A 17,180-nucleotide genomic window follows, 5' to 3' on the forward strand; every position below is an offset into this window, starting at 1 on the left:
CAGACGGCCTGGATCAATGACCCGGCCAAGCGCAGGGAACCCGCACCACAAACCTCATAGCGTCACGACTGTCTCACTGGACTTGAAATCTTCCGGTCCGGTTGCCCGTGGTCGTGCGGGCGCGTGCCCACAGGGCCGGGGTGACCGGGGTGGTGCCGGCGGGATCGACGGCGAGGGTGTTGCCCGGGACCATCAGGTCGAGGGTGTCCCAGCCGCCGGCGGCGACGAGGTTCGGCGCGCGCAGGGTGTGGTTGGGCTTGGACGGGTAGTACCAGAGGTTTCCGGCTTCCACGGCGAGGAAGCCGGTGGCGTCCTTGACCTCACGGTTGGGGGTGCGGGTGTCCTTGGCCGAGCCGATCGGGGTGATCTGGCTGGTGTAGCTCCACTGCTCGTCCTGGTGGTAGCCGGGGCAGCTGGCCTCGCTCCCGGAGCAGTTGGGACGGTCGAGGGTTGCTGCGGTGCCCAGGGTGAAGCGGCCCGGATCGGACTCCGAGTTGGCGTAGTAGTAGAGCTGGTCGCCCCCGTCGCGGTGGACGAACAGGTCGTCGGTGTTCTTTCCCGGGTCACGGGAGCCGCGGTGGGTGACCTTGAAGTCCTTCCACGTCCGGCCGGAGCTGACTTCGGGTGCCTGGCTGGCGGGGGCGGCGGTGCCGGTCGGGGGGACGCTGGTGTTGCCCGGGTCGGTGGCCCGGCCGTGGGTGATCAGGTTGCCGGCGCTGTCGGGAACGAGGATGTCTGGGTTCGCATCGCCGGTGGTGTCACCGAAGGCGACCGTGCCGGGAGCCCAGGGGACGTAGAAGGAGTACGACATGGTCTGCGAGGCGTTCGCGGCGTCGTCGAAAACCTGGGCGTACAGGACGTTGGTGCCCCAGTGGGTGGGCTTGGTCCTGATCTCGGTGACGTTCAGGGTGCTTCCGGCCGCAGCGCAGTTCTGGGTGTAGTTGGCGAGCCGCGGGTCGTAGCCGTAGCGGACGCAGACGACGCCTGAGGCGAGCTTGCCCGAGGGGTTGGGGTCGTAGGCCGTGAAGGGGATGGACCCTTCCTGGCCGAGGCGCAGGTTGGTGGTCTGGCCGTTTCCGGACGGCGGGAACTGGGTGTCCGGGTTGGTGAAGGTGCCGAACGCGGCGACCGGCGGGGTGGTGTCGACGGCGAAGTGGCACATGGCCGTCTCCGGCCCGCGGAGGTAGCTGTCGTCCCCTTGGGCGGCCCAGCCGTAGTGATGCCCGTCCTGCAGGGTGAAGCGGGGGACGGTGTAGGAGGCGCGGCTGCCGTTGGGGGCGTAGTCCGACCAGCCCTGGCTGACGATGGGTGAGCCGTCGACGGCGTTGTCCCAGAGTCTCACGAACTCAGTGAGTATTCCCTGGTTGTAGCTGTTGACGACCGAGGTCAGGTTGACCGTGGTGTCGGTCACCCAGCGGAACGAGGAGACCGTCCCGTCGCCGCAGGCATCGCCCTCACCTCGGGTGACACTTCGCGGGGCCGGCAGGGCACGGGGGTCCCCCGGCTGCAGCGGAACGTGGTCGAACTCGGTGGACAGGACGGCGTCGTAGGCGAAACGCTTGAACGCCACCCTGTCGCCGGTGCCCTCCATGCCGATGAGAGCGAACGCGAGGGGCGTGTTGATGTCGGCGAGGGCGTTGCGCATCGCGCTGGTGACATTGAAGTCGACGGGGACACCGCCTGGGCAGCCGCGGCCTCCGTTGCCGGGGACGTCCTTGCCTTCGAGGAATTCGAAGATGTGGTGGGTGCCCCAGGAGATGCTGCTGTCGAACGCTCCGGCCCGGTAGGCGCTCACGGGGTGCGTGGTGGTGCACGTGTCTTCGGCGGAGACGTACTGCCAGACGCGCAGGTTGGCGTAGTTGATGGCGGTGTCGGGCATGTAGCCGTTCAGGTTGAACTCGTACAGTGCCCGTTCGATGCCAAATTTGCTTTCCCAGCCCTGGTATCCGACACCAGGGTGGTGGGGGCCGGTAGGACCGGTGACGTCGAAGTTGCCGGTCGGGTATGCGGACTGTACCCAGGCGTGGTGGCTCTTGCCTCGGGCGTCATTCGACCACGACGGGTCGACGTAGATCGGGTAGCTGGTGTTCGGTCCGTCCAGGAGGTCCGGGCTGGGTGACAGCACGATGCTCTTGCTGCCGTTCGTGGCTGTTCCGGTCGTCACGGGAATATCGGCGACCGTGGCCCCGGCCCCGGGGCCGTCTGCCGAACTCGGTGCGTCCGGCGACGGGCGGGTGCCGCCGGAGCCGCCGCCCTCAGTCGGCGTGCTCGTCGGACTGGGTGCCGCCGCCGAGGCCTGGGTAGTGAGCGATGCCTTCACCGACGTGGGGGCCGGCGTCGGCGTGGTGCCCTCCGGCCGGATCCCGGACGCCGGGGGCGCGGCCGACCACATCTGCGGCTTGGGGGCGGTGAAGACTTCCTTGCCTTCGCTGACCGCCTTCAGGCTCCCGTCCTCGTTCGTGGACAGTTCCACCCCCTTGGTGCTGGTGGGGAAGGTGAGCGAGCGCACCGCCGGGTTCGCGGCGGCGGCGGGCGTGTGAAGGATCAGCACGGTGCTGTAGCCACCGAACCGGGTCGCGGTCACCTTCAGGTCCGTGTCCGGTGCCACGGACGCATACAACGCGCTGTTGCCGTTCACGGTCGGGGCCGGCAAGGGTCCCGGAAACGGCGAGCCCACGGCGAATTGCTTGCCGTCCTTGGTCGTCATGGTCGCCAGCGTGCCGCTGCCGCCACCCGAGATGACGAGGTCCTCACTCGCCGCTGCCGGCGCGAGGCTGCCGTCGGGCCGCTTGAGCAGTGTGTCGTCCAGCGCCGCCCACGACCCGTCGGCGCGCTTCACGCGCTGGGCGTCCAGGTGCCTTTCCTGGCGGAGCCTGCCGGAGGGTGTGGCGACCGTGGTGCTGAACTCGTCCGCCAGCGACGGCACCGGGACGTCCTTGCCGGTCTTCTTCGCCTCGGCGAGCGCCAGCTCGGCGGGCCGGGGATCCAGCAGTTCCCCTGCGTGCTTGGCGTCCCCGGCGGTGACGGCTTCCTGCGCGGCCTGCCACGGATCGGCGGCCGAGCCGGCTGCGGCAGGAGGCGACGCGAGGCCGGGCAGCGTCACCGTGAGCGCCAGAAGTGCCGCCAGTGACGAGAAGCGGAGTCGAGTGGATCGCGGTCTGGAGGCGCGCTCGAGCGATGGTCGACTGTCAGTCATATCCCTACCTGGAGCACCCATGGCATTTTCCCTGGTCTGAACCCTCGGCGCCGGACGCGCAGAGGCCAGGCGGACGGTCTCAGGGAATCGGACGGGTCGTCAACGATTTTCTTTCCGAAATATCCGCATTGACTGGCATAGACACACCCACCCATCTCGGGGTGATGCATGTCACATGCCGTGTTCTTGATACGAAGAGGTCAACTTTCAGCCCCTCCCATAGAATCCACCCGCCCTTTACCAGGCCTTAGTTAACTCATAGTCAGCTAAAGGACCATCGATGCAAATTCGCAGAAGGAACGGGTCGCCACCGGTGAGCGGGCGCATAGCCTGCACCGTGGTGCTGGCCCTGACCTCATCGCTGCTGGGACCTGTCGTCTCCCAGGCCGTCGCGGCGGAGCCCGACTTCTCCCGGGTGTGGTCGCCGCCCAACACCCCGCTGCCGCGTACCCCGTCGGTCAACGCCGAAGCGGCACCGAAACCGGCCGAGACCGCTCCGCACTACCCCGTGCCTGCGGCCTCGAACACCGCACCCGCCCGGACCCCCGTCGAGCAGAAGAGCGCGACGGCGGACCTGACGGCCACACCCTCACGTGCCGGGACGCTCCCGGTCTGGGTCAGCGCATCCGACCAGGGCTCTGTTCCGGACGCGGTCACGGTCGTGCAGGCCGATACGAAGACCGCAGACGCCGCCCAGGTGAACGGCCTCCTGCTCTCCCTGAGCGTCGCCACGCCTGCGGGCGGCACACCGTCCGCCGGAAACGACGGCGCGCAGAGTGCGGTGAAGGTCGCCGTCGATGTCGCGGCACTGGATTCGGCGAGCGGAACGGTCGGCGACTTCGTCTCTCGCGGCCGCCTGGTCACCATGCCGTCCTGCGCGCTGACCACACCGCAGGTGCCGTCCTGCCTGGTCCGTACCCCGGTGCCCACCGCCTACGACGCCGCGTCGAAGCGCCTGGTCGCCGACCTGGAACTTCCTGCGGACCACACCGGCGCACAGCCCGCGCAGGCGGCCGGCGGAGCGGTCAAGGCCGCGCTTTCCAGCACCTCGACAACCGTCGGCGCCGGAGCCGTGCTTCTCGGCGCGGAGACGGGCGCTTCCGGCGGCGGAGGGAGCTACCAGGCCACCAGCCTGTCGAACTCGTCAAGCTGGGCCGCGGGCAGCTCTTCCGGCGCGCTCACCTACAGCTACAACGTCGAGGTTCCGCGGGCGCTCGGCGGCGCTGACCCCCTGGTGTCCCTCGGGTACAACTCGTCGTCGGTGGACGGGAAGACCTCGGCCACCAACGCCCAGGCGTCCTGGGTCGGTGACGGCTGGGACTTCAACCCCGGATTCATCGAGCGCAGTTACACCCCGTGCGACAAGGACGGCATCACCAAGTCCGGTGACCTGTGCTGGGGCGGCTTCAACGCCACGCTGTCCATGGGCTCACACGCCGGGCCGCTGGTGCGCGAGTCCACGACGGCGGCCACGTCCGACGAGGCCACCGATGTGTGGCGGCTGAAGAACGACGACGGCACCCGGGTCGAGTTCGGAGCGGATCCCGCCAACGGCAACGGCACCTACAACGGCGCCTACGCCAAGGTCACCGACGCCTCCGGGACCGTGTTCTACTTCGGGCTCAACCACCTGCCCGGCGGTGACAGGAGCGACCCCGCCACCCAGTCCGCTTCCACGGTGCCGGTCTACGCCCCCAACAGCGGCGACCCGTGCTACGACTCCGCCAAGGGCAAGGCGTCGTGGTGCCAGATGTGGCAGCGCCTGTCCCTCGACTACGTCGTAGACGCCCACGGGAACCTGATCACCTACACGTGGGCACCGGAGAAGAACAACTACTCCCGCGGTGCAGGGCAGAACAACGGCAACGGAACGCTGACGTCGTACACCCGAGCGAACACGCTTTCGCGTATCGACTACGGCCAGCGCCTCAGCGACCAGGTCGCGGCGAAGGGCACACTCCAGCCCGCGGCCCGGATCGCCTTCGCCACCAGTGAGCGATGCCTCGCCGCCGGCTCCGCCTGCGACCCGGCGAACCGCACGGTAGCGAACAAGAACAACTGGCCAGACGTGCCGGTGGACCAGGAGTGCAAGGACACCGGCACATGCACCGTTCCGAGCCCGACGTACTTCACCACCAAGCGGCTGACCTCGGTCACCACCCAGGTGCGGGTCAACAACGCCTGGCAGGACGTCGACTCCTACGAGCTGAAGCACTCCTTCCTCGATCCCATGGACGTCACCAGCGACCCCAAGGACGCCCTCAGCCAGCGGGTCCTGTGGCTTGACTCCGTGCAGCGCACCGGCAAGACCGCCACGCCGAACGTCAGCACGCCCGCGGTGTCGTTCACGGCGGTCATGCTGGCGAACCGGGTCGACGGATCGGACCTCGTCCCGGCGCCCCCGCGGATGAACCGGCCGCGCATCCAGCAGATCCGCAACGAGACCGGCGGTGTCCTCACCGTCGACTACAACGAGCGCGACTGCTCCCGCGTCAACCATGTGATGCCGACCGCCGAGGACGACAACACCCGCGCCTGCTTCCCGGTGCGCTGGGTCGTGCCGGGATCCGTCGCCGGCGCCGACCCGGTCCTCGACTGGTTCAACCACTACACCGTCCGGACGCTCGCCGAGAACGACTTCGCCACCGGCGCGCCCGCCAAGACCACCAGCTACGACTACGGCCCTGCGGCCTGGCACCGCGACGACAGCCAGTTCACCGACCCCAAGGCCCGCACCTGGAACGACTTCCGCGGGTTCTCCACGGTGACCGTCACGGTCGGCAGCGGCAACGACGGCCCCAAGACCCGGACCGTCACCACCTACCGGCCGGGCATGGACGGTGACGTCCGCAAGAACGGCACCCAGCGGACCGTCCCCCCTCTCACCGATGCCCTCGGCCGCAACGTCACCGACGTCGAATGGCTCTCCGGCCAGGTCCTGCAGACCGAGACGATCGACCTGACCACCGGCAAGACCATGGCACAGGTCGTCAACAGCGCGACCCGGGAGCGAACCACGGCGACCCAGCCCCGTGGCAACGGCCTGCCGGACCTCGTCGCCCGCTACCCGGCCACGGTCAACAGCACCACCAACCGCACTCGCAAGGCCGACGACACCTGGCGGTCCACCACCAAGACCACCACCGGCGACGAGAACCACGGCAACCGGCTGATCACCTCGCTCGACCAGGCTGACGGCCTGCCGGATCTGTGCACCCGCGCCGCCTACGCCACCGGTCCCGACGCCCAGCGCGCCGACCTGATCGCCGAGACCCTCACCGTCTCCGGCACGGATGCATGCACCGCCCCGGCTACGGGAAGCAACACCGTGGCCAGGGAGCGGGTCTTCTACGACGGCAAGTCCTTCCAGCAGGCCGGCGCGACTGCCGACCCGACGGCCAAGCAGGTCCTCGAGCGCTACGACAGCACCGGCGCACCCGTGTTCACGACCGTGAGCACCACCGCGTTCGACACGTACGGCCGGCCCATCTCCGCCACCGACCCGAACAGCACCGACGCCCAGCACCCGAACGGCGCCACGAGCACGACGTCCTACGCGGCTCCCGCAGCCGGTGAACTGCCTACCAGTATCACCGTCTCGGCCCCGGTCCCCGGCGCCGCGAGTGGCACCTGGGACACCGTCACCACCTTCGACAGCCTGCGGGCCGTGCCTCTGACGGTCAAGGATGCCAACGGCAAGACGGTCACCGAGACCTATGACGCTCTCGGCCGCCTGACCGCAGTCTGGTTGCCCGGCCGCACGCCGGCGCTCAAGCCGAACGCCAACCTGACGTTCAGCTACAACGTCTCGAACACCACCGGCGTCCCGTCGACCACCACCACCTCCACCCTCACCCTCGACGGCGCCACTCCCGTCTACATGCGGCAGGTCACGCTGCTCGACGGCTTCTCCCGCACCCGTCAGACCCAGTCCTCCCCGGCAGGCCCCGGCTACACCGGCCGGCTCATCACCGACACCCAGTACGACTCCCAGGGCCGGGCCTGGGCATCCAACGCCGCCTGGTACAACCAGACCTCCAGCCCCTCGACGACACTCGTCAGCGCCCCGAACAGCGACATCCCGGCGCAGACGCGCCTGACCTTCGACGGCCTCGGCCGGAAAGTCACCTCGGCGTTCTGGTCCCTGGGGGTCCTGCAGAACCAGACCACCACCGCCTACCCCGACGCCGGCCGCACCGACGTCGTTCCCCCGCAGGGCGCCTGGCCCAGCACCATCCTGACGGACGCCCGCGGCCGCACCACCGAGGCGTGGCAGTACCGCACCGCCACCGCCACCGGACAGGTCTCCGACGCAGCCGTCACCAGCTATACCTACACTCCGGCAGGCCAGAGCGCCGGTATGACCGACGCCGCGGGCAACACCTGGACCTACGCCTACGACCTGCGCGGACGCCAGACCAGCGCCAACGACCCGGACACCGGAACGACGACCCGCACCTACGACAGTGCGTCCCGCATGTCCACCTCGACTGATGCCAAGGGCCAGGTCCTCACCTACACCTACGACCTGCTCGGACGGAAGACCGGCCTCTACCAGGGCACGGCCACACCCGCCGCACAGCTCGCCGCGTGGACCTTCGACACGGTGATGAAGGGCAAGCCCGCCTCAGCCACCCGCTACGTCGGCGGCAGCAGCAGCGGCAGTCAGGCCTACACGACCGCTGTCACCGGCTACGACAACGGCTACCGGCCCACCGGTACCACCCTGACCATCCCCGGCTCCGAAGCCGGCCTCGACTCCGGCACCTACACCTACACCACCGCAACCACCTACGACCCGCTCACCGGCAGCCCCAGGCAGCTCACCCTTCCCGCCACCGGCGGCCTGCCATACGAGGAACTCGCGTACTCGAACAACAGCTACGGCCAGATGTTCTCCTACGCCGGCGCCACCACCTACGACGTCCAGAGCGAGTACGACGCCTACGGCCGACCACTGCGCTCGACCGTCAACCCGTGGGGCAGCCAGGTCGTCGCCACCAGCGACTACGACCAGGCCACCGGCCGCATCCGCGGCCAGTTCCTCGACAAGCAGACCTCCACCCTCGGCACCGTCCAGCAGACCAACTACACCTACAACCCCTCCGGCTCGATCACCTCGATCACCAACATCCCCGACAACAACCCCACCGCGACCGACCGTCAGTGCTTCACCTACGACTACCTCGGCCGCCTCACCACCGCCTGGAGCGACACCGGCTCCATCACCACCCCCGACCCGCTCCAACACAAGACCCTCGACCAGGGAGCTTGCACCAACACCACACCCACCAGCGGCGCGAAGGCCCCGGCGAAGACCACCGTCGGCGGCAGCACCCCCTACTGGCAGGAGTACACCTACGACCTGACCGGCAACCGCACCTCCCTGATCCAGCACGACCAGTACGGCGACCCCGCCAAGGACGTCACCACCACCCAGCAGTTCCCGGCCCCCCGAACGGTCAACACACCGACCACCGCGGCCAACACCGGCGGCGGCACCGGCGGCGCCCACGCCCTGCTCGGATCCACCGTCAAGACCGGCACCACCACGACCGCCAGCGGCGCCACCCAGTACGACGCGGCCGGCAACACCACCGCCATCCGCACCGGCGTCCCCGGCACCGGCACCTCCGCCCTGACCTGGAACAGCGAAGGCAAGCTCGCCGCCTACACCGCCCCCGCCCAGATCACCGGCAACGGCGGCACGTGCATCACCACCGCCGGCGCCAGCAACGCCAACGGCACCAACCTGCAGATCAACACCTGCAACAACAGCAGCAGCCAGCTCTACACCGTCGCCAACAGCAAGCTCACCGTCCTCGACAAGTGCGTCCAGGCCATGGGCACCACCGCAGGATCAGCCGTCCAGCTCCAAACCTGCGACAACTCCGCCGCACAGACCTGGAACACCCGCCCCGACGGCACCATCCACAACCCCGCCTCCAACCTGTGCCTCGCCGTCCCCGGCGACGTCACCACCATCAACACCGCCCTGGCCCTCAGCACTTGCACGAGCACCGTCCCGGCCGGGCAGAAGTGGACCGTCCCCAACACCACCACCACCTACCTCTACGACGCCGACGGCAACCAGCTCATCCGCCGCAACCCCGGCCGAAACACCATCACCCTCGGAACCGACGAACTCACCGTCAACACGGCGACGACGAACAAGACCCAGACCGGCGCCCGCTACTACCCCATCCCCGGCGGCCTCACCATCGTCCGCCAAGGAGCCGGCACTGCAGCCGGAACCTTCGTCGTCCAGGCCGCCGACCACCACGGCACCGGCACCACCAGCATCGACCTCGCCACCTCCGCCACCACCCGCCGCACCAGCGACCCCTTCGGCAACCCCCGAGGCAACCAGCCCGCACCCGGAACCTGGCTCGGCACCAAGGGCTACGTCGGCGGCACCAAAGACGACACCACCAACCTCACCAACCTCGGCGCCCGCCAATACCAGCCCACCGCCGGCCGATTCATCAGCCCCGACCCCATCCTCGACCGGGCCAACCCACAACAGTGGAACGCCTACGCCTACAGCGAGAACAACCCCGTCGACCGCTCTGATCCGAACGGGTTGAAGTCCGAGGAGTGCGGCGGTCTCTACGACTGCCACGGCGGCACGATCACGTTCAGCAACACCGCAGAAACCAGCGACTACGTCAGCGTCAACGCCCAGCACCGCTACTACGAGATGGCAGTCGACACCGGCCTCTCCGTGAACCGCGAGTACATCTACACCCAGGTACTCAAGAACGGCCACGTCAAGGACAAGCGCGCAATCAGCATCAAAGACGTTGCGTCGAAGATCTGGCAGACCACCAAAGAAGTAATGGGGCTGGATGAGGTCGAGAACTGCGCCAAAAACCAGACAGTAGGCAGCTGCGTACGAGCCATCGAATCTCTCGCCACCCTTGTCAGCGGAGCCAAAATTGAAAGCATCGTTGCCAAGGGAATCATCAGGGAGATCAATGGCGCGGGACGAATCGGATGCAACAGCTTCCCCCCGGACACCCCGGTTCTAATGGCCGACGGCAGCGCCAGGCCTATCGGCGAAATCCAGCCAGGCGACGCAGTCACGGCCACCGACCCTCAAACCGGCGAGAGCTCATCCGAAGCCGTCACCGCCAAAATCATCGGTCACGACGACACCCAGTTCACGGAACTGACCCTGTCCGCCCCAGGACAGAAGACCACCCCGCAGGCAACCGAGACCCTGGTCTCGACCGCCCACCACCCCTACTGGGATGAAACAACCAAGACCTGGACCAACGCCCAAGATCTCCAGGCAGGCCACCAGCTCTACTCCCCCGGCCACGGCCTGGTCGTTCTCCTCGCCACCCACACCTACACCACGGCACCGCAAACCGCCCACAACCTGACCGTCGCAAACCTCCACACGTACTATGTGCTCGCAGGAGCCACGCCGGTCCTGGTCCACAATTGCGATATCACGTTGACGCAGAGGCAAGCGGACACTCTCCAAATTGGCCCTCACGCCGGGGAATCGGTTCCTGCGACCGGGCCTGTGGTAAGTCCAGCACAAAGTGAGGCAATGCAGGGGTTGCCCTGTCACACATGCGGAGAATCCGACCCGTCTTGGGTAATGATCGGCGACCACCAGCCGTCGACGGGATTTACTCGGCCAGGTGCATCGCAGGACCTGTACCCGCATTGTCCAGTCTGTAGCGGTGAGCAGGCAACAGCTGTGCAGCGAGGGCAGCAAATTCTGCGGAATCACGGATATCATGACCCAACATTCCCTGGAATGCCTGGATACCTGAGTGCGCCCGATTATCTCCGCAAACTGTTGCCGGATCACATAGAGGAATGATGTTGCGTGCCGGGCCCTCTCCCCTTAGGGTGGGCCCGGCACGTGGTCAAATTCGCCAGTTCGAAGCTTGGTGGGAAGATGAACATTGGTAGCGTCGCCGTCTACTTGAATCATCCGGTGGTCGCTATTGGCGCGACAGTGCCGCTGGATGGCAAGTTGGAACTCGGTGGGGCTCCGCAGGCGGCCTCGGGTGAACACGTTCTGGTCGCCGCTAGGGCCCAGAGTGGGCTCGTACAAGTCCGGCTCTGGAGCAGGTTGGGGCCATGCGATGGCGCGGTGATCTTCGACGGAAACCTCTTGCTGGGCGATGGTGTCATTTCAGTTGCCGATGCCACGGGATCGTCTTGCTACTACACAAGGCTCGGCGCGGTAGGTGCGCATCGGGTCACCGTCTCTGTTGATGATCCGGGTGCCGCTTCCCGCATTGACGTCTTGATTGACTCGGGTGGGGGAAAGCGTGACCTTACCGCTGTCCCAGGCTATCCTCTGCCCCAGATTGGAGGCATTGAAGGGTCTCTATTGGAGCCAGCCGATGAACTCGGATTGATTCTTTCGGCCCATGACCTCCCATTCAACCGGCTTGCGGCTGCCATCAAATTGATTCATTCGACGTCGGCGGTGGAGACGGATGGTCGCCGAAAGATCAGCCCGTACCGACTCCGGATGATTGCCGAGTGGATTCGATGGCTGAGGCCGGCGCTCTCTATTGCGAAATCTCAAGAGCTAGCCGATATGACGGCGGATCGCCTTCGGGGTGATTCTAAATCGGATTCTGATGCGGTCGCTATCGAAGCGGCTGCCGACGTATTCCGGAATGTAAATATTTGGCCCTTCATCTGACTGTCGAAGAATAGGTTCGCTGCACTCGCAGCGCAGGGCCCCACCATCCTCCTCGGTGGGGCCCTGCGGCGTCTTGACGGCAACGCTGACGGCAACGTCAGCGGACGGGTTCTGCACTTGGCGGGTCGTCAGGGGTCTTCGTTGCCCGGAGGGCGTCGCCGAGGGTGTCGATGGCTTGGCGCTGGAGGCGGAGCCGGACGTGGGCGTAGACCGTGGCGGTGACGCCGATGTGGGCGTGGCCGAGGAGTTCCTTGATCGCACGGGACAATATGGCTGACAACCCGGTTGACCAGGGTATGAACGCGGCTCCAATGATTGGTACAAAGATCAATCGAACCTTTGAAGAAGGCAGGTGCATCTCCGGATGCTGAAGAAAGTAGCAGCTTCGTGGCCTGGATGGCTTGTTCATGCCACGCTGCGGTATCTGGCTGTTTGTGCGGCGCCGGTATATCTGCTTCTTCTGCTGATGGCACCCTTTGCACCCGGCGGCCACGATGCGGACGGCTATGCGCGGCTGGGGCCTGAGGATTACTACGGGCTTATATTGCCAATTTTTGTCTACATCAACGCCCCGGGCCTGGTGTCGCTGATGCTGCTTTCCGTAGTGGCAGCGTGGGGGAAAGACGTCCGCATCGCTGCCGCATGCCTGCTGTCACTGCCCGCCTTGGCCTTCGTTGGTGTGGGATTCTGGCAGGTCGGGCTGTTCATCGTACTTGGCATCACTTACGCTTTCACCGTGATGCCGAGAACGGTTCGTAAACTCGTAGCCTAATTTGAGTTCGGGGCCCGATGCGCATCTTCGCTTCGGGCCCCGAAATTTCAAGGCGCCTGATGATCGGCGTTTGGCTTTCGGTGGCTCGGCGCTACTGTTCGCCAAGGGCGATTCAGTGTTCTTTTTCCTGGTCGCGCGCGTCCGGGTCGAACGTGGTGAACGGCGCGCCAAGATCATGGTGAAGTGGCTTGTTGTACCCTCGTGAATAGCGGTCAGTCCCTGAGCCCGAATCCACCGACCTGATTTGAGAGTGATCAGATCCGGGGTTTGGCCGGGGTGACTGGGGGTCAGGGGTGTTTCAAAGTCCCGGTGATCATGTAGACCGGCTGGTCAGGCGATACCCAAGAGGTCCAGCGGCCTGTTGAAGGGCTCGTAGGAGACGTGGCGGAGGCCGGCGGCGATGTTGCGGTATCCGTGCTGCCGCAGCGTGTTGATCGCCAGGTTGCGGAGGGTCGCCATGTTCTCGGGTCCGTGGCCGCTGCGGATCTTCGAGGCGTCCTCGGCGAAGGTGGTGTCGCGGACGAAGTGAAGCCGGTTCTCGATGGTCCACTGCGACCTGGCGAGTTGGCCCAGGCGCTGGGGTGATGCCTGTTGCGAGGTCAGGTCCGTGATCGCGTAGATGGTCTGGCGGCTCACCGTGCCGGTCTTGAGGTCGGTGCGGTGTCGCAGGATGCGGACGGCCTGGACGGCGTGCGGGAAGTCCAGGCCGAGGCCGGTGATGGTGAGGGCTCTGGTCACGCGGGTCTCCTTGCGGCCGTGGCCCATCTCGCGGTCATAGCGCCTCGCGGTGACGTCCTTCCACGGCAGTGACCGCAGTCGGCGGTGCAGTGACGTCGGCTATTGGAACTGTCTGAATGCCGTGGTCGAGGAGTCACATTCCGCGTTCGGGGCCATACCAGGGGACAGTGCGTTCGCCCGGGCTCATGGGGAGGTGTTCGAGCTTGACCGGTCCGGGATAGATGTACGTTCCGTTTGGGTGGATGACTTCCTCGCCGATGAGGTGCCGGTGGAGCCACTCCGCGAAGCTCATGGCGTGTTCCCAGTACCCGCCTTCGTCCCGGTCGTGCACCACCACACTCCAGCCGGGCGTCCGCGGGCTACGGCTGAGGAAGACCTTGAAGCCGAAGTCAGTCGACAGCGCGGGGATCAGGACTCCCTCGGCCCCGGTGTCAGGGTGCGGAAGGCCGTCCCAGTCGGCGTCACGGAAGGCCTGCTCGGTCTGCCGGATCTCGTCCAGGAGGTTCCATCGCTCGGTAGCCGGATGATCGAAGGAGAGGTGGCTGTTGACTCGGACCGGCGCGTACTCGTCGATGAACTCCTTGTAGTCTGATGGGAGTTCTGTTCCGATCTCCGCCTCAAGTCGTGTCCAGCTCTGCGGGTCGGCAAAGCGACGGCCCCCAGGTCCCAGCATGGCGAAGACGGTCAGCAGGTGGTCGGGCATGGGGTCGCACCTTTTCTCGGGAGTAGCAGTCGCCAGGGGATCGGAGGGGCGGCGTGATCGTACTGAGCGGCTCCGACACGATGCCTCGCCCAGGTGGGCTGAGCATGCTTCACAAGCAACCGAAGAAGCGGTTTGAGCTGCCTCTCCTCGTCAGGTTGGGGCAGGTCGGTTGGTGCGGCGGCTGACCTCGGCCGCGTAGGTGGCCCAGTCGCCCGCGGAGAGACGTTGCCAGGCGACGGCGACGTCGGTGTGGATGCCCAGGGTGCGGGCGAGGATCGCGGACGGGATCTCGGTGGCGAGCTGGAAGAGAGCGGTGCTACGGGCCTGGTTGGGACGGATCCCGAGCTGAGTAGAGGGCCGGCCCGGCGCACCGGGGCACGGGTGCCCTGGGGCTATGCCGGGCTGGGAGAGCGGGTGCGCAGATCCGCATGGACGGTCTTGCCGAACGTCTCCAACGTCGCGCCCCAGTGCCCGCCGGTCAGGTGGTTGACCAAGGCCAGGCCGCGGCCCGACTCGGCCGCAGGGCCCGCCTCGATCAGGCAAGGCAGGGTGCGGGAGCCGTCGCGGACACTGATCCGCACGCACCGGTCGGTGACACGCTCGACGGTGACCGTCATCGTCAGCCGGCAGCCGGTCTTCGCAGCGTTGCCGACCAGCTCGCTGACAACGAGCTCGGCGGCCTCGACCAGGTCCTCCAGCTCCCACCCGCGCAGCGTGGTGCGCACCAGGCGTCGCGCCGCGGCGGCGGACTGTGGCTCGTAGGGCAACAGCAGCCTCACGGACTCAGCGGCCGGGGGCCGTGTCGGGGTCTCGGCGGCGGTCACCGCGGACCTCGCACCCGGCCGGCGACGTCCGGGTGCGGCCGCAGCCGTGGCTAGCGGGCGGGGCATGGGGTGCGCGGCCACGGCGGTACTCCGCTCTCTCGTCGGCGGTGACGGCTGCGCGGACCCGACGGGGGGCGGGCCCGCGCAGCGGTCCCAACTCGCCCGCCGGGGCCCGGGTGTCCGGTCCGTCACGGCGGGCGACGGATCGACGGTAGGGAGTGCGCGGCCGGGCCCTCAACGAGGTTGCGCTATCTTGCGCGAAGTCACCCGAGAGTGGCTATGGCCGCCGTGATCAGCTGACGGGCCCCGGCCCCGTGGACGGCCATGGACGCCAGGTCGGTGAAGGTGTTCACGTAGTCGGCGATCTCGCGCGGCTGGGTGATCCTCAGGTAGCCGGAGGTCAGCTCGACGGCCACCTCTGCCTCGTCGAAGAGGTAGAAGTCTTCGACTGGCAGGTACGGCCGGCCGGGCCTGGTCGGGATGACGCCGACGCTGACGAACGGGCTGGAGGAAACGGCAAGCAGGTGGCCGAGCTGGGCCGCCATCGTCTCCGGATCGCACACCGCAGCGCGCAGCACCCACTCCTCGATGAGCAGGCCGAAGCGGTGCCGGCCGGAGAACAGCATCCGCTGGCGTTCCAGGCGGGCCTCCACGGCGTCGGCGACGTCGTCGACCTCGACGCGGGCGCGCTGGATCGAGCGCAGGACGGCGGTGGTGTACTCGGGGGTCTGGACCATGCCGGGCATGACGCGGCTGGCGTATACGCGGAACAGGTGGGTGCGGCGGTAGAGGGCGGCGACGGACTCCTGCGCGGCGCGCAGCCCGGCGCGTTCCATGCGGCGCCACTCGGTGTACATGGAGTCGACAGCTCGGGCGGCGGCGATGAGATCGGGGACCTGGTCCTCGGCGCCGCAGGTGGTGCACCAGGCGCGCAGGTCGTCCTCGGACGGGGCGGACTTGCCACTCTGGATCCTGGAGGTCTTCGCCGGGTGCCATCCGCAGCGGGCGGACAGTTCGCCGCCTGTCAGGCCTGCGTCCTTGCGCAGACCGACCAGGCGGTTGGCGAGCGCTTTGCGGGCCTCGATGACGCTGGACGACGGGGACGACGACATGGTGCTGGCTGCCCGACGGGGTGGTGGTGGACGGGTTGGTCAGACGACGTACTGCGCGTGCGGGACGGCCCGGTCCCAGACCGCCTCGAAGGCGCCGGTCACCATCTTCACCACGGCCGGGTCCTCGGTGACCTCGTGGCCGGCCCACTCCCCGTCACCGGTGAACCAGTGGAAGAGGACCAGGCGCTCGTCGACCAGCCACAGGTCATTGCCCGGCAGGGCGAGGTCGGACGCCTTCGACCTGGGCAGCCAGCGGACCTGCTCGCCAAGCGCGACGTTGTGCCGCTCGGTGATCGCGTGCTCCCACCGGATGTAGGCGGTGACCGGCTCCGAGACGATCCGGGCCCGACGCATCACCACCCCGCGGCCGACCGTCTCCCGCACCAGGGCGGCCCAGGCGGTGTACTCCTCGGGCAGGTCGTACGCCTCGGGCCGCTCGACCGGCAGGCCGGCGCGCCAGTCGGCGAACACCGGGTCGTCCATGTAGGAGTCGCGCATCTCCAGGTGGCACGCGGAGCGGTCAGCGCTCCTCAGCAGGGCGCCAAAGTCCGGAACGCTCGGCTTCATCGCACACCTTTCGCAGGAACGGGATCATCCGGACCGGGATCCGGACGACGCCTTCGTGGTCCGGAACACCGGTGGGGTGGCCTTCCACCCACTGGGTTTCGCTGATCACGCGGTACATCTCCATGTCGGGCAGCCAGCCCTGGATGACGATCTCCGCCTTCTGGTCCTCCAGCCACACGGTCGGAGACCCGCCGTTGGGCGTGTCCGGGTCGATGCCCCTGAACCGTAGTGCCATGACCGCTCCTCCTGCCAAGCCGGTTGCGAGTCCTTGCGCCTCCCACCGTTCCGCTCGACTGACGAGCCGTCAAGAGCGCGCGGGCACAGCCAGGCAGCACGCGCCGCACCGCGGGGCCCGAGGCGGAATCGTCCGGCCTCGGGCCCTCGGCTCGGTCAGGCGGCGCGGATCTTGCTGTCGGCGATCAGGCCCCGGATGTAGTGCATGGTCTCGTTTCGCCCCTATGCGCCGCGTTTCACCGCCGACGCTGGCAGGACCGCTACCTGCTGCATTTCCGCCTCGTCGTCACCCAGCGTCGGCCCGCGCTGCCTTGCCGGGACCTCGCTGAAAGCCTTGGGTCCGGGCAGCTACTG

11 protein-coding genes are annotated in these 17,180 nt (G+C 67.4%); 3 read left to right on the plus strand and 8 right to left on the minus strand.

Annotated features, from left to right (window positions below; genetic code table 11):
* Positions 1-73: 73 nt before the first annotated feature.
* Positions 74-3,103, minus strand: a complete 3,030-nt coding sequence (locus tag ACFU7Y_RS11555) for a DNRLRE domain-containing protein (RefSeq protein WP_380767581.1) — start codon at positions 3,101-3,103, stop codon at positions 74-76.
* A 406-nt stretch (positions 3,104-3,509) separates the two neighbouring features.
* On the opposite strand from ACFU7Y_RS11555, the gene ACFU7Y_RS11560 reads away from it, so the two are divergent.
* Positions 3,510-11,036, plus strand: coding sequence for a ricin-type beta-trefoil lectin domain protein (locus ACFU7Y_RS11560; RefSeq protein ID WP_380767582.1), 7,527 nt, complete (start codon positions 3,510-3,512; stop codon positions 11,034-11,036).
* Between the two features lie 42 nt (positions 11,037-11,078).
* Positions 11,079-11,876, plus strand: a complete 798-nt coding sequence (locus ACFU7Y_RS11565) for a hypothetical protein (protein ID WP_380767584.1) — start codon at positions 11,079-11,081, stop codon at positions 11,874-11,876.
* 97 nt (positions 11,877-11,973) lie between these two features.
* Here ACFU7Y_RS11565 and ACFU7Y_RS11570 read toward each other — a convergent pair whose 3' ends face one another.
* Entirely contained in the window at positions 11,974-12,156 is a 183-nt protein-coding gene (locus tag ACFU7Y_RS11570) for an integrase (RefSeq protein ID WP_380767586.1), read from the minus strand.
* Between the two features lie 84 nt (positions 12,157-12,240).
* Between ACFU7Y_RS11570 and ACFU7Y_RS11575 the strand changes: the two genes are divergently transcribed.
* Positions 12,241-12,648, plus strand: coding sequence for a hypothetical protein (locus tag ACFU7Y_RS11575; protein ID WP_380767588.1), 408 nt, complete (start codon positions 12,241-12,243; stop codon positions 12,646-12,648).
* A 330-nt stretch (positions 12,649-12,978) separates the two neighbouring features.
* Here ACFU7Y_RS11575 and ACFU7Y_RS11580 read toward each other — a convergent pair whose 3' ends face one another.
* The 6 genes from ACFU7Y_RS11580 to ACFU7Y_RS11605 form a co-directional block, all read right to left on the minus strand.
* A complete protein-coding gene (locus ACFU7Y_RS11580) occupies positions 12,979-13,476 on the minus strand; it encodes an ISAs1 family transposase (protein ID WP_380767609.1) in 498 nt (165 codons plus the stop codon).
* A 43-nt stretch (positions 13,477-13,519) separates the two neighbouring features.
* On the minus strand, positions 13,520-14,089 hold the full coding sequence (locus ACFU7Y_RS11585) for an SMI1/KNR4 family protein (protein ID WP_380767590.1): 570 nt from the start codon (positions 14,087-14,089) through the stop codon (positions 13,520-13,522).
* Between the two features lie 392 nt (positions 14,090-14,481).
* On the minus strand, positions 14,482-14,868 hold the full coding sequence (locus tag ACFU7Y_RS11590) for an ATP-binding protein (RefSeq protein ID WP_380767592.1): 387 nt from the start codon (positions 14,866-14,868) through the stop codon (positions 14,482-14,484).
* A 308-nt stretch (positions 14,869-15,176) separates the two neighbouring features.
* Positions 15,177-16,025: a helix-turn-helix domain-containing protein gene (locus ACFU7Y_RS11595; RefSeq protein WP_380767593.1), complete on the minus strand. Its 849-nt coding sequence runs from the start codon at positions 16,023-16,025 to the stop codon at positions 15,177-15,179.
* A gap of 39 nt (positions 16,026-16,064) precedes the next feature.
* Positions 16,065-16,592: a DUF6879 family protein gene (locus tag ACFU7Y_RS11600; RefSeq protein WP_380767595.1), complete on the minus strand. Its 528-nt coding sequence runs from the start codon at positions 16,590-16,592 to the stop codon at positions 16,065-16,067.
* Positions 16,546-16,827, minus strand: a complete 282-nt coding sequence (locus tag ACFU7Y_RS11605; RefSeq protein WP_380767597.1) for a hypothetical protein — start codon at positions 16,825-16,827, stop codon at positions 16,546-16,548. The genes ACFU7Y_RS11600 and ACFU7Y_RS11605 overlap by 47 nt, the downstream gene beginning before the upstream one ends.
* Positions 16,828-17,180: the final 353 nt, after the last annotated feature.

It is taken from the genome of Kitasatospora sp. NPDC057542, from assembly GCF_042801945.1.
Classification (GTDB): Bacteria; Actinomycetota; Actinomycetes; order Streptomycetales; family Streptomycetaceae; genus Kitasatospora.